Origin of the sequence: Bradyrhizobium sp. S3.3.6 (assembly GCF_040546905.1) — a bacterium.
Taxonomy (GTDB): Bacteria; Pseudomonadota; Alphaproteobacteria; order Rhizobiales; family Xanthobacteraceae; genus Bradyrhizobium; species Bradyrhizobium cytisi.
Genome location: NZ_JBEPOT010000012.1, coordinates 114,582 through 134,094, shown reverse-complemented (window position 1 = coordinate 134,094; position 19,513 = coordinate 114,582). Strand labels below are relative to the sequence as shown.

At 65.7% G+C, this 19,513-nt stretch carries 14 protein-coding genes; 6 read left to right on the top strand and 8 right to left on the bottom strand.

The features are described 5' to 3' along the window. Window positions 1-9 precede the first annotated feature (9 nt). Complete coding sequence (locus ABID59_RS28925; RefSeq protein ID WP_148755315.1) at window positions 10-549, top strand: disulfide bond formation protein B; 540 nt, start codon at window positions 10-12, stop codon at window positions 547-549. On the opposite strand, the gene ABID59_RS28920 is transcribed toward ABID59_RS28925, so the two are convergent. The 3 genes from ABID59_RS28920 to ABID59_RS28910 are packed head-to-tail and all read right to left on the bottom strand — an operon-like array spanning window position 550 to window position 4,096. Then, window positions 550-1,281: an ABC transporter ATP-binding protein gene (locus ABID59_RS28920; RefSeq protein ID WP_148755314.1), complete on the bottom strand. Its 732-nt coding sequence runs from the start codon at window positions 1,279-1,281 to the stop codon at window positions 550-552. It lies immediately after the preceding gene. Beyond that, the gene (locus ABID59_RS28915; RefSeq protein WP_354085618.1) at window positions 1,278-3,047 is read right to left on the bottom strand and encodes a branched-chain amino acid ABC transporter ATP-binding protein/permease; all 1,770 of its coding nucleotides are present in this window, start codon (window positions 3,045-3,047) and stop codon (window positions 1,278-1,280) included. The genes ABID59_RS28920 and ABID59_RS28915 overlap by 4 nt, the downstream gene beginning before the upstream one ends. A gap of 8 nt (window positions 3,048-3,055) precedes the next feature. Next, entirely contained in the window at window positions 3,056-4,096 is a 1,041-nt protein-coding gene (locus ABID59_RS28910) for a branched-chain amino acid ABC transporter permease (protein WP_354085617.1), read from the bottom strand. 178 nt (window positions 4,097-4,274) lie between these two features. Here ABID59_RS28910 and ABID59_RS28905 point away from each other — a divergent pair, with 178 nt between their 5' ends. Further along, window positions 4,275-4,796 carry a MarR family winged helix-turn-helix transcriptional regulator gene (locus ABID59_RS28905; RefSeq protein ID WP_148755312.1) on the top strand — a complete coding sequence of 174 codons (522 nt, stop codon included), beginning with the start codon at window positions 4,275-4,277 and terminating at the stop codon, window positions 4,794-4,796. 74 nt (window positions 4,797-4,870) lie between these two features. On the opposite strand, the gene ABID59_RS28900 is transcribed toward ABID59_RS28905, so the two are convergent. Continuing rightward, window positions 4,871-5,701: a hypothetical protein gene (locus ABID59_RS28900; RefSeq protein ID WP_354085616.1), complete on the bottom strand. Its 831-nt coding sequence runs from the start codon at window positions 5,699-5,701 to the stop codon at window positions 4,871-4,873. Between the two features lie 53 nt (window positions 5,702-5,754). Continuing rightward, a complete protein-coding gene (locus tag ABID59_RS28895) occupies window positions 5,755-7,113 on the bottom strand; it encodes an MBOAT family O-acyltransferase (protein WP_354085615.1) in 1,359 nt (452 codons plus the stop codon). A gap of 353 nt (window positions 7,114-7,466) precedes the next feature. Here ABID59_RS28895 and glpK point away from each other — a divergent pair, with 353 nt between their 5' ends. The 3 genes from glpK to ABID59_RS28880 all read left to right on the top strand — a co-directional run bounded on the left by glpK (window position 7,467) and on the right by ABID59_RS28880 (window position 12,250). Beyond that, window positions 7,467-8,969, top strand: a complete 1,503-nt coding sequence (gene glpK, locus ABID59_RS28890; protein WP_354085614.1) for a glycerol kinase GlpK — start codon at window positions 7,467-7,469, stop codon at window positions 8,967-8,969. Between the two features lie 41 nt (window positions 8,970-9,010). Then, window positions 9,011-11,458: a penicillin acylase family protein gene (locus ABID59_RS28885; protein WP_354085613.1), complete on the top strand. Its 2,448-nt coding sequence runs from the start codon at window positions 9,011-9,013 to the stop codon at window positions 11,456-11,458. A gap of 198 nt (window positions 11,459-11,656) precedes the next feature. After that, on the top strand, window positions 11,657-12,250 hold the full coding sequence (locus ABID59_RS28880) for a GNAT family N-acetyltransferase (RefSeq protein ID WP_354085612.1): 594 nt from the start codon (window positions 11,657-11,659) through the stop codon (window positions 12,248-12,250). A 129-nt stretch (window positions 12,251-12,379) separates the two neighbouring features. Here ABID59_RS28880 and ABID59_RS28875 read toward each other — a convergent pair whose 3' ends face one another. Then, window positions 12,380-13,327: a threonine/serine dehydratase gene (locus ABID59_RS28875; protein WP_148755306.1), complete on the bottom strand. Its 948-nt coding sequence runs from the start codon at window positions 13,325-13,327 to the stop codon at window positions 12,380-12,382. A 156-nt stretch (window positions 13,328-13,483) separates the two neighbouring features. Between ABID59_RS28875 and ABID59_RS28870 the strand changes: the two genes are divergently transcribed. After that, window positions 13,484-14,113 carry a glutathione S-transferase family protein gene (locus ABID59_RS28870; RefSeq protein WP_354032438.1) on the top strand — a complete coding sequence of 210 codons (630 nt, stop codon included), beginning with the start codon at window positions 13,484-13,486 and terminating at the stop codon, window positions 14,111-14,113. A gap of 144 nt (window positions 14,114-14,257) precedes the next feature. Here ABID59_RS28870 and ABID59_RS28865 read toward each other — a convergent pair whose 3' ends face one another. Together ABID59_RS28865 and metH are read right to left on the bottom strand one after the other, a co-directional pair. Further along, on the bottom strand, window positions 14,258-15,265 hold the full coding sequence (locus ABID59_RS28865) for a DUF3592 domain-containing protein (protein WP_148755304.1): 1,008 nt from the start codon (window positions 15,263-15,265) through the stop codon (window positions 14,258-14,260). Between the two features lie 396 nt (window positions 15,266-15,661). Next, complete coding sequence (metH, locus tag ABID59_RS28860) at window positions 15,662-19,513, bottom strand: methionine synthase (protein ID WP_354085611.1); 3,852 nt, start codon at window positions 19,511-19,513, stop codon at window positions 15,662-15,664.

Below are 19,513 nucleotides of genomic sequence, written 5' to 3'. Positions count from 1 at the left end.
GAGGCCGCCGTGACGACCCAGAGTGCCGCAATACCCGCGTTTCGACCGGCCAGTACGCCGGCGCTGACCGCCTCGCTGGCGGTCACGCTGATCGCGGCGGCGACGATCGCGGGCGCCTGGTTCTTTCAGCTCGTGCTGGAGATTCTGCCCTGTCCGCTCTGCCTCGAGCAGCGCTACGCCTATTATCTCGCGATCGCGCTCGGTGCGCTCACGGCGCTCGCGGCGCGGAGCGGCGCGCCGCGGCCGCTGCTGCTGGCCGGGCTCGCGCTCCTCGCGCTGGCGGCGCTCGCCAATGCCGGCCTCGGCACCTATCACTCGGGCGTCGAATGGGGGTTGTGGAAGGGGCCGACCGACTGCACGGGTCCGGTCGGAAATCTCGGCAGCGCCGGCGATCTGCTGTCGCGGCTCGACACCGTCAAGGTGGTGCGTTGCGACGAGGTGCAGTGGCGCTTCCTCGGCCTGTCGCTCGCCGGCTACAACGTGCTGATCTCGCTGCTGATGGCCGCGATCGCCGCCTGGGGTTTCGTGCGGACGGCGAGCCGCACGTAGTTATAGCACGCTTGCGCCTTCGTGCTGGAAGCCGAGATAGCTCGCCGCCACCGCCTCGTTCGCCGCGATGTCGCTGGCCTTGCCGCTGAGCACGAACTCGCCGAGCTCCATCACATAGGCCTGGTCGGCGATCTTCAGCGCGGCCTGCGCGTTCTGCTCGACCAGCAGCACGGACACGCCGCTGGCGCGCAGCTCGGTGATGATGCGGAAAATATCGGCGACGATGATCGGCGCGAGGCCGAGGCTCGGCTCGTCCAGCATCAGGAGCTTCGGCGCGCCCATCAGCGCGCGGCCCATGGCGAGCATCTGCTGCTCGCCGCCGGAGAGCGTGCCGGCAAGCTGCTTGCGCCGCTCCTTCAGGCGCGGAAACAGCGCATAGACCTGCTCCATCGAGGCCTTTGCCTTGCTTCTCTCGATGCGGAAAGCGCCAAGCTCGAGATTGTCCTCGACATTCATGGTCACGAACAATTCGCGGTGCTCAGGCACGAGGCCGAGCCCCATCGCGACGCGGTCCTCGATGTCGAGCCGGGCCAGGTCCTGGCCGGCAAAGGCGACACGGCCCTTGAGCGGCAGGATGCCCATGATGGCCGACAGCAGCGTGGTCTTGCCGGCGCCATTGGCGCCGACGATGGTGACGATCTGGTTCTCGCCGACCTCGAGCGCGACCGAGCGCACGGCCTCGACCTTGCCATAGGCGACATGCGCATCGGTGACGGACAACAGCGCGCTCATGCTGCCACTCCGAGATAGGCCTTGATCACTTCGGGATTGGTCTTGATCGTGGCAGGCGTGCCTTCCGCGATCTTGGTGCCGAAATCCAGCACCACGATGCGGTCGGCGAGGTTCATCACGAAACCCATGTCGTGCTCGACCAGCAGCACGCTCATGCCGCCGTCGCGCAAATCGCGCAGCAGTTTCGCAAGCTGCTGCTTTTCCATGTGGCGCAGGCCCGCCGCGGGCTCGTCGAGCAGCAGCAGCATCGGATCGACGCACAGCGCGCGGGCGATCTCGACGATGCGCTGTTGGCCGAGCGACAGAGATCCTGCGAGTTGATGCATCTGGTCGGCGAGGCCGACGCGCTCGATCTGGCGGGCGGCTTCCGCAAGCAATTTTGCCTCGTCGGCGCGGTCGAGACGCAGCATCGAGGCGAGCGGCCCGGAATGGCCGCGCAGATGTGCGCCGATCGCGACGTTCTCCAGCACGGTCATATCGGGCACGAGCTTGACGTGCTGGAAGGTGCGGGAGATGCCGAGCTTGACGATCTCCTGCGGCGGCGCGCGATCCACTTTCCTGCCGAGCACCGAGATCGAGCCCGAGCTAGCCGATAGCACGCCGGTGATCAGGTTGAAGGTGGTGCTCTTGCCGGCGCCGTTGGGGCCGATCAGCGCGACGATCTCGCCGGCCTGGACCTCGAAGGAGACATTGTTGACGGCGACCACGCCGCCGAACTGCTTGCGCGCCTTCTCGACCTGGAGCAGCACGCTGGATTGGCCGGGCGGGCGGGGTCGCGCCTCCAGCTTCAGCGAGGTGTCCGGCTTCCTGCCAGCCGTGCGCTCGGGCAGGAATGACATCAGCCAGGGCCAGACGCCGCCGGGTGCGAGCTGCAGCAGCGCCACCAGCAGGATGCCGAATACGATGGTCTCGACCTGGCCGGAGCCGGGTAGGATCAGCGGCAGGTAGCTCTGCAGCACCTCTTTCAGGATCACGACGATCGCAGCACCCAGCACGCCGCCCCAGACATAACCGGCGCCGCCGACCACCGCGATGAAGAGATATTCGATGCCGGCCTGCGCGCCGAACGGCGTCGGGTTCACCGCGCGCTGGAGATGGGCGTAAAGCCAGCCGGAGAGGCCCGCAAGCACGGCGGCGTGGATGAACACCAGCAGCTTCGCGCGCGGCGTGTGCACGCCGAACGCTTCGGCCGCCACATGGCCGCGCCGCAGCGCGCGGATGGCGCGGCCGGTGCGGGAGTCCAGCAGGTTCATCGTGAGCAGGGCCGAGAGGATGACCGCGACCCAGATCGCAAAGTAGATCGAGCCGGGTGAGAGCATCCTGAACGTGCCGATCGACAGCGGCGGGATCGCCGAGATGCCGTCGTTACGCCCGAGGAATTCCAGCTTGCTGAAGAGGTAGAACAGGCCGAGCCCCCAGGCCAGCGTGCCGAGCGGCAGATAATGGCCGGAGAGGCGGACCGTAACCAGGCCGAGCAGCACCGCAAGCAATCCACTGACCACGAGCGAGAGCGGCAAGGTCAGCCACGGCGACAGTCCGTAAGCCGTCGTCAGCAGCGCCGTGGTGTAGGCGCCGAAGCCGACGAAGGCGGCCTGGCCGAACGAGGTCAGGCCACCGACACCGGTGAGCAGCACGAGGCCCATCGCGACCAGCGCGGTGAGGCCGATATTGTCGAGCAGCACGATCCAGAATGGCGGCATGCCCGGGACGAACGGGATCGCTGCCATCAAAGCTGCGAAGATGAGGATGGGAAGCCGGCTCTGCATCTTAGGCGTCAGTCCTTCTCTTCCTCGACGGCAGGTGCGGCTAGCGACCGCAGCAGCAGCACGGGGATCAGGAGCATGAACACGATCACCTCCTTGTAGTTGGAGGCATAGAAGGACGAGAACGCCTCGACGATGCCAACGAAGAGGGCTGCGACCGCCGTGAGGGGGTAGCTGACGAGGCCGCCGATGATCGCGGCGACGAAGCCCTTCAGGCCGATCAGGAAGCCCGAGTCATAGTAAAGCGTCGTGATCGGCACGATCATGATGCCCGACAGCGCACCGATGACGGAGGCCAGCAGGAAGGCGATCTGGCCCGACAGCGTGGTGCGGATGCCGGCGAGCCGCGCGCCGAGCCGGTTGACGGCGGTGGCGCGCAGCGCCTTGCCGTAAAGCGTCAGCCCGAAGAACAGCCAGAGCCCGACGATGAAGGCGATGGTGATGCCGTAGACCGTGATGCTCTGGCCGGTGAAGCGCAGCGAGCCCGCGGTGAACGCGCCGGAGAGCACGGCAGGGCCGCGCTGGCCCTCGGCGCCGAAGAACAGCAGGCCCAGCCCCTGCAGCGCCAGATGGACGCCGACCGAGGCGATCAGCAGCACCAGCACCGAGGTGTGTGCCAACGGCTGGAACGCGATGCGGTAGAGATAGAGGCCGATCATCGCGACGATCAGCAGCGACAGCGCGATGCAGACCGCAACCGGCGGCTTCTGGCCGGCGAAGTACAGCGTCACCGCCAGCACGATGGCCGGCAACACGATGTTGCCGAGGACGCTGCGGACGATCAGCCGACCATGCAGCGCCTTGCGGGCAACGAACAGGTCGAACGCGAAGGCGACGGTGCCCATGGCGAGCGCCAGCTTGGCCGTGCCCGGCATCTGGCCCGAGGCCAGCGAGGCATAGGTCAGCGCGCCATAGGTGACGAACTCGCCCTGGGGGATCAGAATGACGCGGGTGACGGCAAATACCAGCACCAGCGCCAGGCCGAGCAGCGCATAGATCGCGCCATTGGTGATGCCATCCTGCAGCAGGAACAGCATGATGGTGGTGTTCAAGACCGGACGCTCCCCCTCAAAGATTAAGGACCGGTCTCCGCGATCGCGGTGGATGGTCCGTTCACAGCCATTGAAATACGCTGACGATATTTGATATGGTCCATAACAATTATCAAATATAATCTCAAGGGCCGCGAACCATCCCTCCCGAATTTAGCGGGATTACGAGCACGAGGCGATGACCGTTTCCAAAACCGCTGAAAAGTCCTCTGAAAAGCCTGGCGACGGGGCCAAGGGCCGCAAGGATGCCGCCGAGGGCCTGCCCGAAGCCCTCCAGCTCGGCGAGCTCTCGGAACAGCTCGGCTACGTGCTCAAGCGCGCCCAGCTCAAGGTGTTCGAGAACTTCTTGCGCTGCGTGGCCTCGCTCCAGCTGACGCCGGCGCAGTTTTCGGTGCTGCTGCTGGTGGAGAAGAACCCGGGCCGTAACCAGACCGAGATCGCCTCGACCCTCGGCATCCTCCGGCCGAATTTCGTCGCCCTGCTCGATAATCTCGAGAGCCGCGACCTCTGCGCCCGGATCCGCTCCACCAACGACCGCCGCTCGCACATTCTCGTTTTGACCGACAAGGGCAAGGCCGTGCTGACGCGCGCCAAGAAGCTCGTCGCCACCAAGCACGAGTCACGGCTGAACGAGCTGCTGGGCCAAGCCAACCGCGAAGCGCTGCTCGGGATGCTGTCGAAGATCGCAAATGAGTTTTGAGCCTCCGCCGTCATCGCCCGGTCAAGCCGGGCGATGACACCGAACAAGCGGAATCAGCGGAGCAACAACGGCCGCTACCGGTCGCGCTCGGCCAGGGCACCTTCGATCGCGCGCACGACGCGCAGGGACGATCGCTCGTCCAGGTGCACGCCGTCGGCCCAGCGCAGTTCGCCCGACGGCGGATCGATCGGCAGCCAACGCTCACGATCCGGGAAGGCCGCGTGGACGATCGCCTTGCTCATCCTGACCATGCGCGAATCCTCGATCTCCGCCGCGAAGGGGATCTCGAGCAGGAAGGCGCGTGATCCCCGCCGCTCGATGTCGTCGATCAGCTGTCTGATGCGCGCCACGTTCGCGTGCGCCTGAGCGGTGGGGTCGTCGTCATTCATCTGTTGCACGGCACGGTCGAGATAGACCCTGTTGTCGAACGGGCTCGGCGGCTCCTTGAGCAGGCGATCCCGCTCGGCGCGCGCGTCTGCAGGATTCGGCGGCGTGTGATTCCACGTTTCATAGGCCGCAACCGCCGTTCGCACCGGGCGCAGGAATAGCGTCTCGGTGCGCGCGCCGCCGGAAAATTTGGCGATCAGCGCGTCGTCGGGCAGGCGCGTGAGAACGTTGGTCTCGATCAGGACGATCTTCGGCAGGCTTTTCCGCTTCGCGACGATGTCCAGGCTGGTCACCGGCGAGCCGCCGGCGAGCGCGAGATTGCGGACGCGCGGGCGTGTGAAATATTCCTCCTTCAGACGCCAGGCGACCGAGCTGCCGACCAGCACGAGGTCAGGCACGGGCTCCCCGACATAGCGGTTGAGCGTGATGATGGTGCCGTCGCGGGTGGTGACGGTCGGCTGCTGCAGCCCGAAGCCGAAACGCGCGGTGGCAAGGCTGCAGGCGAGCAGCAGCGCCACCGCGACGCCCGCGCATTTGATCAGCCATGAAAGTCTCGGTGACTGCGGCATGGTCAGAACTGGAAATAGATGAAGGCGGCGTCCGGCCCGGCCTCGAGCCAGGCCATCGCCGCCAGCGCGCCATAGAGGTACGGCTCCCATCGCCGCAGCTTGCCCTCCAGGAGCGCACCGATGCCAAGGTGCTGGATCAGGACGGGGAGGGCGTAGAGCAGCGCCATGTTGCGGAACAGCTTTGTCGGATTGGGATTGTCAGTCGGCGCGAACATCCCTGCGAGATAGCCGAGCGCGTGATCGAAGTTCGGCAGCTTGAAGAAGATCCAGAGCATCGTCACGCAGAAAAACACCACGCCCATGCGGGCGACCCGCACCACAGGCCCGGCTTCGCCGAGAAATCTCAGGAACGGCCGCTCGACGACCAGCAGCAGGCCGTGCAGCATGCCCCACAGCGCGTAGCTCAGGCTCGCGCCATGCCAGAGCCCGCCGAGCGTCATCACGATCATCAGATTGAGGCAGGTCCGGGCCGGCCCCTTCCTGTTGCCGCCGAGCGGGATGTAGAGATAGGTCCTGAGCCAGGTCGACAGCGAGATGTGCCAGCGAGTCCAGAACTCGGAGAACGAGACCGCGATGTAGGGCAGGTCAAAGTTGACGGGCAGGCGATAGCCGAACAGCAGCGCCAGGCCAAGCGCAATCGCCGAATAGCCGAAGAAATCGGCATAGATCTGGTAGCTGTACAGGAACACGAGCAGCCAGCGGTCCGGCGTCGACACGGTCTCGTAGAGCGGATAGTCCATGTAGGACGTCATCTCGTTGAGATTGTTCGCGACGTAGAGCTTGAAGAAGAAGCCGGTCAGGACCCATTTTGCGGCCGCGACGACATCGACCTCAGCGAGCCGTTTGGGCGCGATCTGCGGCATGAACTGCCCCGCGCGGGTGATCGGCCCGGACACGAGCTGCGGGAAAAAGATGATGTAGAGGAACACGTCGCGCAGTGGCGGCGGCTGCTTCTCGCGCGTCAGGTCGACCAGCAGGCTGATATTGTGGAACACGAAAAACGAGATGCCGATCGGCAGCGGCAATCGCAGCAGCACATCCAGCGGTGCGACGCCGGTCGGGTGAACCGCGGCTAAGTCGATGAACAGCAGCTTGTATTTGAAGAACGCCAGCAGCGCGAGATTGAACACGATGCCGGCCGGCATCCAGAGCGCGCGGTTGTCGAACGCCAGCACCAGGCAGAGATAGGTTCCGAGCACGGCAAGCAGCAATAGCGGCAGCAGTTCCGGCTGGCCGGAGCCATAGAACACCAGGCTTGCGAGCACCAGCAGCTGAACCTGGAAGCGGCGCAACGGCGGCAAATAATAGGCGCCGAACACCACCGCAACGAAGATGCCGAACTGAAACGAAGTGAATGTCATGCCGCCCCGGATTGCCGGTCCGGGGATGTAGCATCTTCGCTCCCGCCATCCTAGTCTCCGGGCCAGCGGCTTGCTCGCGGCCCATCCTTCGAGACGCCCGCTTTGGCGGGCTCCTCAGGATGAGGTCTCGTTTCAAAACCTTGATCCAAACCCTACGCTCTAAGACCCTCATGGTGAGGAGCGCCGCCTTACGGCGCGTCTCGAACCACGAGGCCAAGCAGGTTCACAGTCCTCAAGCGCCACATGCGGCGGCCTTGACCTTCCTGCCCTAATCCGCTCCTTTTGGCGCGACACAATTATCCCCCTCAGGGGAACGCCAAGACTACGCCAAGAGAACGCCAGGGTAAGCTTCCATGTCTTTCGTCCTCGCCATCGACCAGGGCACAACCTCCTCGCGTGCGATCGTGTTTCGCAGCGACATCTCGATTGCCGCGCGTGCGCAAGCCGAGTTTCCGCAGCATTTTCCGGCCTCGGGCTGGGTCGAGCACGAGCCGGAGGACATCTGGACCTCGACCGTGACGGTCTGCCGCGACGCGATCGCGCAGGCCGGCATCACGGCGAAGGACATCGCCGCGATCGGCATCACCAACCAGCGCGAGACCACGGTGGTGTGGGACCGCGCCACGGGACAAGCCGTGCACCGCGCCATCGTCTGGCAGGACCGCCGCACCGCCGACATCTGCGCGAAGCTCAAGCACGAGGGCCGCGAGCCCACGATCTCGCAGAAGACCGGCCTGATTATCGATCCCTATTTCTCCGGCACCAAGGTCGCCTGGATCCTCGATCACGTGCCCGGTGCGCGGGGACGCGCCGCCCGCGGCGAGCTGATGTTCGGCACAGTCGATTGCTACCTGCTGTGGCGCCTCACCGGCGGCAAGGTGCACGCCACCGACGCCACCAATGCCTCGCGCACGCTGCTGTTCAACATCCACACCGGACAGTGGGACGACGAGCTGCTCGAGATCATCGGCGTGCCGCGCTCGATGCTGCCCGAGGTGAAGGATTCCTCGGCTCATTTCGGCGAGAGCACGCCGGACCTGTTCGGCGGCGCGATCGCGATCTCCGGCATCGCTGGCGACCAGCAGGCCGCGACCATCGGGCAAGCCTGCTTTCGTCCGGGAATGATGAAATCGACCTACGGCACCGGCTGTTTCGCCCTGCTCAACACCGGCGCCACGCCTGTTGTCTCGAAGAACAAGCTGCTCACCACCATCGCCTACCAGCTCGGCGGCAAGCGCACCTACGCGCTCGAAGGCTCGATCTTCGTCGCAGGCTCGGCGGTGCAGTGGCTGCGCGACGGCCTCGGCATCATCAAGCACGCCGCCGAAACCGGACCTCTTGCCGATCAGTCCGACTCCATGCAGAGCGTCTACCTCGTGCCGGCCTTCGTCGGCATGGGCGCGCCCTACTGGAATCCGCGCGTCCGCGGCGCGCTGTTCGGCCTCACCCGCAACACCGGCCCGGCCGAGCTTGCACATGCCGCGCTCGAAAGCGTCTGCTACCAGACCTTCGATCTCTGGGCCGCGATGCGCGCGGACTGGCCGAGCTCGGAAATCGCGAGCGTCGTGCTCCGCGTCGATGGCGGCATGACCGCGTCGGACTGGACCATGCAGCGTCTCGCCGATCTCCTCGACGCCCCGGTCGATCGCCCCGTGATCCAGGAGACCACCGCGCTCGGTGCGGCCTATCTCGCCGGTCTCCAGGCCGGCGTCTATCCCGAGCCGACCAAATTCGCCGACAATTGGCGCCTCGAGCACCGCTTCAAGCCGAACATGAGCCAGGCCACGCGCGATCGAAAGCTCGCCGGCTGGGCCCGCGCGGTGAAGGGCGTGCTGGCGAGCGACGAGGGGGAATAGCGGGCGCGTTGCGCCCCAATCAACAACAACGGGAGAAGACAATGAACACGGATTTCAACCGGGTCATCCAAAAGCTCTGCACTGCGGCGATCTGCGCCGCGCTGCTCGCCTCGCCAGCCATCGCGCGCGACAAGCCGAACTCGCTCGGCAGCGCGAGGCAAACCAAAACCGATGTCGCCGGTCTCAACGCCCCCGCCCGGATCCTGGTCGACGTCTGGGGCATTCCGCACATCTATGCCGGCAACGAGCACGACCTGTTCTTCCTGCAGGGCTTCAACGCCGCGCGCGACCGGCTCTGGCAGATCGATCTCTGGCGCAAGCGCGGGCTCGGCCTGCTCGCCAGGGATTTCGGCCAGGCCTATGCCGAGCAGGACAAGGCGCTGCGGCTGTTTCTCTATCGCGGCGACATGAATGCGGAGTGGGCGGCCTACGGCCCCAAGGCGAAGACCTATGCGGACGCCTTCGTTGCCGGCGTCAACGCCTATGTCGCCGACGTGCGCGCGGGAAAACGACCGCTGCCGATCGAGTTCAGGATCGCCGGCACCATGCCGGAACTTTGGGTCGCCGATGACGTCGTCCGCATCCGCAGCCACGGCCTGACGCGCAACGTCGCTTCCGAGGTGAAGCGTTCGCTGGTCGCCTGCGCCGCAGGCCTCGATGCCGATCGGTTTCGCGTCAAGCTCGAGCCGGCCTGGACCACGAAAATCCCCGATGGCCTCGATCCCTGCAGCGTGCCGAAGGCCGTGCTCGCGGCCTACGATCTCGCGACCCGCCCTGTGGCCTTTGCCGCGCCAAAGGACCAGAAGGCCGCGCTCGCGCACGATCCCGACAAATACCTCACCCAAGCCGATCAGCAGCGCGACACCATCGGCTCCAACAATTGGGTGATCGCGGCCTCGCGCACCGCGACGGGCCGTCCGATCCTCGCCAACGATCCGCATCGCGAGCACAGCGTGCCCTCGCTGCGCTACATCGTCGGGCTCAATGCGCCCGGCCTCTCCGTGATCGGCGCCGGCGAGCCGGCGCTGCCCGGCATCTCGATTGGCCACAATGGCACCATCGCCTTCGGCCTCACCATCTTCAACGTCGACCAGGAAGACCTCTACGTCTACGAGCTCAATCCGCAAAATCCCAACCAGTATCGCTACGGCAGCGGCTGGGAGGACATGCGCATCGTCCACGAGAAGCAGCAGGTCAAGGGCGAGGCCGATCGCGACCTCGAGCTGAAATTCACCCGCCACGGTCCCGTCGTCTTCGTCGACGACGCCAACAAGCGCGCCTTCGCCGTGCGCTCGATCTGGTTCGAGCCCGGCACGTCGGCTTACTTCGGCTCGTCGGATTACATGACCGCAAAGGATTGGACCGGTTTTCTCGGCGCCATGCGGCGCTGGGGCGCGCCGTCGGAGAACCAGGTCTATGCCGACACCAAGGGCAATATAGGCTGGGTCGCCGCCGGCAAGACGCCGCGCCGCCTGAACTTCGACGGCCTGATGCCGGTGCCCGGCGATGGCCGTTATGAATGGCAGGGATTCTTGTCGCTCGACGAGCTGCCGAAATCATATCAGCCCAAGCAGGGCTTTTTCGCCACGGCGAACCACATGAACCTGCCGCCCGATTATCCCGTCAACGAGCGCAGGGTCGGCTTCGAATGGTCCGACAGTGCGCGCTGGCAGCGCATCACCGACGTGCTCGCGGCCAACACCAAGGTGACGCTCGCCGACGCCATGGATCTGCAGAACGACGACACCGCCATGCTGGGACGCCGGCTGGTCAAGCTGCTGCAGCCGTTGTCGTCTGATGATGTCAACGTGAAGCAGGGTCTCGATCTGCTCAAGCCGTGGGACGCGCGCGATTCCGCCGACAGCGCCGCGGCGGCCGTGTTCGAGGTTTGGATCGCCAATCATCTCGGCCCCAGGCTGCTGAAAACCACGGCGCCCAAGGCGGCGGACCTGATCGCGCCCGAGGCCTCCAGCATTCCGGCGCTCGTCGCCGCGCTGGAATCGCCGGATGCGTCGTTCGGCGTCGATCCCGCAGCTGCGCGCGACCAGATCTTGCGCGACAGCCTGGGTGCGGCGGTGGCCGATGTCGCCGGCAAGCTCGGTCCTGATCCCTCCACCTGGCGCTGGGGCCGGCTCCATGTCGCAAAGTTCGATCACGCGCTGATGCCGCTCGCCGACAAGGCCACGGCGGCGCAATTGTCGGTCGGCCCGCTCGCCTATGGCGGCGCCGCCAACGTGCCGCGCGCCGCCACCTATCGCCGCTCCGACTATCAGCTCACCGCCGGCGCCTCGTTCCGCATGGTGCTCGACGTCGGCAATTGGGATGCGAGCCGCACCATCAACACGCCCGGCCAGTCCGGCGATCCCTTCAGCGGCCACTACCGCGACCTCGCCCCGCTCTGGGCCAACGGCCAGTATGTCCCGCTGCTCTACAGCCTCTCCGCAGTCGAAGCCGCGACCGCGGAAGCGATCACGCTGACGCCAAGGTGAGCGAGGCTCAGAAGGACGCGGCTGCAAACACCTCTGTCGTCCCGGCGAAGGCCGGGACCTATACTCCGCAGCAGATGTTGTGCATGGGACTCGTTGTTACAGCGTCGCAAGACAATCTACATTCGTGGTTATGGGTCCCGGCCTCCGCCGGGACGACGTAGAATATGTGGCTCGCGCTCGGCTTCACAGGAAACCGCCATGACCCTCCCCGACGGCTATTCCGACATCCCCGCCGGCAAGATCGCCGCGGTCGTCACCCATCTGGAGATGACCGCACGCCCCGCTGCCCGCGACGATCGGCCCGGCGCGTGGACGTTGCGTAAGGCCGACGCACCCCCGCTTGATTGGTACCGCGATCTCTATCGCCGCGTCGGCGAGGAATGGCTGTGGCTCTCGCGGCTGCGCATGAACGACGCACAGCTCGCCGCGATCATCCAAGCGCCGGGCATCGAAATCTACGCGCTCGTCGTGGACGGTCGCGACGAGGGCCTGCTCGAGCTGGATTTCCGCGACCCCGGCCAGTGCGAGCTGGTCTATTTCGGCGTCACAGCAGGCCTGATCGGCACCGGCGCCGCCCGCTTCCTGATGAACCGCGCACTGGAGCGCGCGTGGTCCGGCGATGTGCGTCGCGTCTGGGTGCACACCTGCACCTTCGATCATCCGTCGGCAGTCGCGTTCTATCAGCGCTCAGGCTTCATCCCGTTCCGCCGCCAGATCGAGGTCGCGGATGATCCGCGGCTCGACGGCGCGGCACCGCGCGATGCGGCGAAGCACGTTCCGATCATCGAGTAGCGAGTGTGGGGCGCGGCTCCTTCCGTCATTGCGAGCGCAGCGAAGCAATCCAGTTTTGTCTCCGCGGAACGATTCTGGATTGCTTCGCTGCGCTCGCAATGACGAGGCGTGAGCGTCGCCGTTCCTCCGCTAATTGTCGAAGTTCACCGCCGTCGTGTTGGCGCCGCAGACAAGTACCGCGATACGTTCGCCTACCGACGGCCGATAACGGCCGGAGAGCAATGCGGCAAACGCCGCCGCGCCGCCCGGCTCGGCGACCAGACGCAGGCGCGACCACAGCGCGGCCTGGGCCTGCCGGATCGAATCGTCGCTGACGAGGACGACGCGCTCGACATGGGCGCGCGCGATCGGGAACATCAATTCGCCGACGCGCCGCGGCGCGAGGCTGTCGGCGGCGAGGCCGCTGGCCGGCGCGTCGACCGGGGCTCCTGCCGCGAAGGCGGCGTGCAGGGTCGGTGAGAGCTCCGGCTCGACGGCAATGATGCGGGTCCGGCCGGCGGTCCATGCCGCGATGCCGCCGATCAGCCCGCCGCCACCGACCGCCACCAGCAGCGTGTCGATGCCGGGCGCGTCCTGCTCCAGCTCCAGTCCGACACTGCCCTGGCCGAGCAGGGTTTCGATCTGATCGTAGGCATGAACGGCCATGGCGCCGGTCCGCGCGACATGGGCTTCGCTGGCCGCAAGCGCATCGGCGTAGCGGTTGCCCGCGATCACGAGCTCGGCGCCATAACCCTTGATCCGCTCGGCCTTGGCGGGCGAGGTGATGTCGGGAACGAAAATCGTGGCGGGAATTTTGAGCCGCTGCGCCGCATAGGCGACCGCGGCGCCGTGATTGCCGCCGGATGCGGCGACGACACCGGCTTGCGGCACCTGCCGCAGCAGCAGATTGGCGAACGCCCCTCGCGCCTTGAACGATCCGGAATGCTGCAGCAGCTCGAGCTTGAAAATGACGGGCGCTGCCGGCAGGCCGAAATCGGCGAGGTCGGCTGCGAGCAGTGGCGTGCGCCGGATGTGCGGGCGGATAACGGCTTCCGTCGCCGCGATCCGCTCCCGGGTGATGTCTGATGTCACTGTCATGATGCGGTCCTTGATAGCGCATCCGGACGACGCTGTCGCGAGCGCCGTTGCGTCAGGCGCAATGCTCCATGTCCAGGATTTTGCTTGCGTCGTTCCGATGTTGTCGTGGAAACTGATCGGCCCCGCCTCATCCACCGCCAGAGAAGAGCGAGAACCATGTTCCTGATCGGCCAATATGATTCCCCCTTCGTGCGCCGCGTCGCGATTGCGCTGCGGCTCTACGGCCTTAGCTTCGAGCACAAGCCATGGTCGACCTTCGGCGATGCCGACAGAATAGCGCCGTACAATCCGTTGCGCCGCGTGCCGACCCTGGTGCTCGATGACGGCGAAGCGCTGATCGAGAGCACGATCATTCTGGACTATCTCGACGAGCTCGTCGGGCCCGAGAAGGCGATGCTGCCGCGAAGCGGCGTCGAGCGGCGCCGGCATCTGCGGATTTGCGCGCTCGCGACCGGCCTCGGCGACAAGGCGGTCAGCCTGCTCTACGAACGCGTGCTGCGGAAGGAGCAGCTCGCGCTATGGGTCGAGCGCTGCCAGGCGCAGATCGGCGACGTGCTCGGCGTGCTGGAAGCCGAGCGCGCCAAGGTGACGACGCCGTACTGGCTGGGTGGCCGCATCGGCCATGCCGACATCGCAGTCGCCTGCGTCACACGCTTCACCCGCGAGGCGCATCCGCAACTGTTCGACACGGCGCGCTATCCGGCGTTGAGCGCACATGCCGATCGCTGCGAGGCGCTGGCGCCGTTCCAGGAGATATTGCAGCCGCTGGCGCCGCCGAAGGGGTGAGGGGCCCCGTCATTCCAGGGCGCGCCGCTTGGCGCGAGCCCGGAATCGATTCATCGGCGACACTTGCTGCACAATGGATTCTCAGATGCGCAATTGCGCATCATAGCTCGCGCTCCGCGCGCCCCGGAATGACACCAAGGCCCGTTACGCGAATCCCACCTTGATCAAAATGGTCAGAAAGGAGCCGCCGACGATCGCACAGACCGCGGCGCCGATCAGCGGCCCCAGCGCGCCTTCCCGGCTCGCAGGCTCCAGCACGGCCTGTCCCGGCTGGTCCGGATCGTAATAAACTTTGACATTCTGCCCGGGATGATATCGCGCCGCGGCCTTTTCCGCGACCTCGCGAAACCCGGAGATCATGGTGCCGCCCCAATCGACTTCGGTGCCGATGAAGTCGCGCTTGCCGACCCTGTAGGCGTAGCGCAGGGCGACCTGATAGCGATGTCGGAGCTCGGTGGTCGTCGGTTTGTCGTCGTGATCGGTCTTCTCCTCGATGATCTCCTCGATCACGTCGCAACGGGTGATCCTGCCAGCTGTGGTCGGCCAGCGCAGGCTGGCGCTTGCGAGCCGGCGGGTCCTGACATATTCGGCGACGAGGAACACGCCGCCCACGAGCACGATGATCGGCAGCGCGAACGCGAACAGCGGAACGCCCTTGTCGGCGTAGAGCACGCGACCTGCCAGTGAATGCGCGGTCAGGGTCGCGGCAATGAAGCCGAGCACGATCGCGAACGCCACCAGCGCCGCGACGTTCTGCGCTTCGGCGGGCTCCAGCAGGGTCTCGGTCGGTTGCTTCGGATCGACGTAGACATCGACATGCGCGCCGACCGGATATCGTCCGGCCAGTTTTGCGGCGAGCACCCTTGTGGTGATGGTGGGCCCGCCGACAAAGATCTTGTCGCTTTCCAGCTCCTGGCCGCCGGCCTGATAGCGATAGCGGATGATGGGCCTGGCATCGTTCCGATCGTCCGAGGCGTGCGTCGCCGGCTGATCGACCCGGGAGACCGTGATGATGCCCTCGACCTTGTCCCAGCCCCGCGCGGCCTGCAACAGCCGCCACGTGCGGACCAGGCTGAACAGCATCAGTCCAAACAGCAGCACTGAGACGGCGGCGGCAATCTGCGTCCACATCAAGTGTTGGGCATCCAGCATTTGATTTCCTTGGCTCCCCGAAGGCGACCGCTATTGGTCGCGGCGAGCGCGTGTTGCGTTCACCGCGCTGTGGGGGAAACGCCGTGAAAGTGCGCAGCTGTGTGAAATGTGAGTTGGAAGCGCGGCGCTCCTTGCCCGCACTCCGTCATTGCGAGCGCAGCGAAGCAATCCAGTCTGTCCCCGCGGCAAGATTCTGGATTGCTTCGCTGCGCTCGCAATGACGAGATCGGGGTGGAGAGCTTCTGCCGTTCAGCAAGCGAGATTGGCGATCCTGCCTTGATACAGGTGTTTTGCCCGACGGAGCAAGCGATTTCGGCAAGACCGAAAATCTCACAAGCCCTTTCAACCCCATCCCTACTGTGCATGGGGTTGTTTTCGCCTTCTGAGTGCCGGGGCCTACCCAGCCCCCACGCGCTTCTTCTGCCAGACCAGATGCACGGCACAGGTGCAGCCGGGCGGATGCGAGGCGAGGTCTTTCGACATCTCATCATTCGCGGGCGTCGCGGCAAAGGCCTTGTCGGCGTCCTCGCGCGAGGGGATGTAGTTCAGCACCGGCGCCAGCCAGCGCTCGGTCTCCGCGATGCTCATGCCCTTGCGCGCGGCGTAGTCCTCGACCTGGTCGCGCTCGATCTTGCCGACGCCGAAATAATAGCTCTCGGGGTTCGCGAAATAGAGCCCGGACACGGACGAGCCCGGCCACATCGCAAAGCTCTCGGTCAGCTTCACGCCGGCGGTGGCTTCCGCGTCGAGCAGCTCGAACAGCGTCGCCTTCTCGGTGTGATCGGGCTGCGCCGGATAGCCGGGCGCGGGGCGGATGCCCTGATATTTTTCCAGGATCAGATCGTCGGTCGAGAGCGCCTCGTCCGGCGCATAGGCCCAGAACTCGCGGCGCACGCGGGCATGCATGCGCTCGGCAAAAGCCTCGGCCAGGCGGTCCGCCAGCGCCTTGCACAGGATCGAGGAGTAGTCGTCATTGGCCATCTTGAAGCGGTCGGCGACCGCATCCTCGCCGATGCCGGCGGTGACGACGAAGCCGCCGACATAGTCGGGCACGCCCGCGGGCGCGATGAAGTCGGACAGCGCCGCGTTGAAGCGGCCCTCGCGCTTCTCGAGCTGCTGGCGCAGCGTGTGCAGCGTCGCGATGCTCCTGGTGCGGCTGTCGTCGGCATAGAGCACGATGTCGTCGCCTTGCGCGTTCGCCGGCCAGAAGCCAACTGTCGCGCGGGCACGGAACCATTTCTCCTTGACGATCAGGTCGAGCATTTTCCGCGCGTCGTCATAGAGCGAGCGCGCGACTTCGCCGACCTTGGCATCGTTGAGAATCGCGGGGAAGCGGCCGGCGAGCTCCCAGGTCTGGAAGAACGGCGTCCAGTCGATATAGGGCACGAGCTCGGCCAGGTCGTAGTCGTCAAAGCTCCTGGTGCCGAGGAAGGTCGGCTTCACCGGCTTGTTCGCGGCGAAGTCGACCGGCACGCGGTTCTTGCGGGCCACGTCCAGCTTCAGCCGCTTCTTGTCGGCCTGCGCGCGGAAATGCGCGTCCGAGATCTTTGCGTATTCGGCGCGCACCTCGGCGGCATAGGCCTCGCGCCTCTCAGGCGAGAGCAGCGAGGACGCAACGCCAACCGCGCGGCTGGCGTCGTTGACATGGACGACCGGACCGGCGCGATAGCTCGGGTCGATCTTCACTGCCGTGTGCACGCGGCTCGTGGTCGCGCCGCCGATCAGCAGCGGCAGCTTCAATCCTTCGCGCTGCAATTCGCCGGCGAAGAACGCCATCTCGTCGAGCGAAGGCGTGATCAGGCCGGACAGGCCGACGATGTCGGCCTTCTCCGCCTTCACCGTCTCGACGATCTTGGCCGCCGGCACCATCACGCCGAGGTCGATGACCTCGTAATTGTTGCACTGGAGCACGATGCCGACGATGTTCTTGCCGATGTCGTGCACGTCGCCCTTCACGGTCGCGAGCACGATCTTGCCGGCCGAGCTCGAGCCTTCGGTGCCGATGCCGTTGGCGAGGTTGCGCGCCTTCTCCTCCTCCATGAACGGCATCAGCCAGGCCACCGCCTGCTTCATCACGCGCGCCGACTTCACCACCTGCGGCAGGAACATCTTGCCGTCGCCAAAGAGGTCGCCGACCACGTTCATGCCGGCCATCAGCGGGCCCTCGATCACGTCGAGCGGCCGCTTGGAGGCCTTGCGGGCTTCCTCGGTGTCCTGCTCGATGAACTCGGTGATGCCGTGCACCAGCGAATGCGACAGCCGCTTCTCCACCGGCCATTCGCGCCAGGCGAGATCGGCTTCCTTGCTCTCCGTCTTCTTGCCGCGGAATTTTTCCGCCAGCGCCAGCAGGCGCTCGGATGCGCCCGCGTCGCGATTGAGGACGACGTCCTCGCAGGTCTGGCGCAGCTCGGGATCGATGTCGTCATAGACGATCATCTGCCCGGCATTGACGATGCCCATGTCCATGCCGGCCTTGATGGCGTGATACAGGAACACCGAGTGCATCGCCTCGCGCACCGGCTCGTTGCCGCGGAACGAGAACGACAAATTGGAGACGCCGCCCGAGATGTGCGCGCCCGGCAGGTTCTTGCGGATCCAGCGCGTCGCCTCGATGAAGTCGACGCCGTAATTGTTGTGCTCCTCGATGCCGGTCGCGATCGCAAAAATATTCGGATCGAAGATGATGTCTTCCGGCGCGAAGCCGACGCGGTTCACCAAGATGTCGTAGGCACGCTTGCAGATCTCGGTCTTGCGCGCGAACGTATCGGCCTGGCCGACTTCGTCGAATGCCATCACCACGACGGCCGCGCCGTGACGGCGGGCGATCCTGGCTTCGTGGATGAACTTGTCCTCGCCTTCCTTCATCGAGATCGAGTTAACGACCGGCTTGCCCTGCACGCATTTCAGGCCGGCCTCGATCACCGAGAATTTCGAGGAGTCGACCATCACGGGAACGCGGGCGATGTCGGGCTCGGCGGCGACGAGGTTGAGGAAGGTCACCATCGCGGCTTCCGAATCCAGCAGCCCTTCGTCCATGTTGACGTCGATGATCTGCGCGCCGTTCTCGACCTGGTCGCGCGCGACCTGAAGTGCCGCGGTGTAGTCGCCGGCGGTGACGAGCTTGCGGAAGCGCGCCGAGCCGGTGACGTTGGTGCGCTCGCCGATGTTCACGAAGGGAATCGCGTCGGTCAGAATGAAGGGCTCGAGGCCGGAGAGCCGCAAGCGCGGCTCGATCTCCGGCACGATGCGCGGCTTGTGCGGCGCGACGGCCGCGGCGATCGCGGCGATATGGTCCGGCGTGGTGCCGCAGCAGCCGCCGACGATGTTGACGAGGCCGGACGCAGCGAACTCGCCGACCAGGCGGGCCATGTACTCCGGCGTCTCGTCATACTGGCCGAACTCGTTGGGTAGGCCGGCATTGGGATAAGCGCAGACCAGCGTATCGGCGACGCGGCCGATATCGGCGATATGCGCGCGGAGGTCTTCGGCGCCGAGCGCGCAGTTGAAACCGATGGTGACGGGCTTGGCGTGCCGCACCGAATTCCAGAATGCTTCCGGCAACTGGCCCGAGAGCAGGCGGCCGGATTTGTCGGTGATGGTGCCCGACACCATCACCGGCATGTCGATGCCGAGTTCCTCGGTGATCTCGGCGATCGCATAGAGTGCGGCCTTGGCGTTCAGCGTATCAAAAATGGTCTCGACCAGCAGCAGATCGACGCCGCCGTCGATCAGGCCGCGGATCTGCTCGCCATAGGATTTGCGCAGATCATCGAAGGTGACGGCGCGGTAGCCGGGATTGGCGACGTCAGGCGAGATCGAGGCGGTGCGGTTGGTCGGTCCAATGGCGCCGGCGACGAAGCGCGGCTTGCCGTCTTCGGCGGCGACACGCTTGGCGGCGTTGCCGGCGAGGCGGGCGCCTTCGCGCGCCATCTCGTAGACGATGTCGGTGAGATCGTAATCGGCCTGTGCGATCGAGGTGGTCGAGAAGGTGTTGGTCGCGACGATGTCGGCGCCGGCGCGCAAGTAGGCGGCGTGGATGTCCTCGATCGCCTGCGGCTGGGTCAGGATCAAGAGATCGTTGTTGCCGCGCAGGTCGCGATGGAAATCCTTGAAGCGCTCGCCGCGAAACGCGGCTTCGTCGAACTGGAGGTTCTGGATCATCGTGCCCATGGCGCCGTCGAGCACGAGGATGCGCTCGCGCGCGGCATTGATGAGGGCGGTTCGCTTGGGCGAGGTGGATACGGTCAT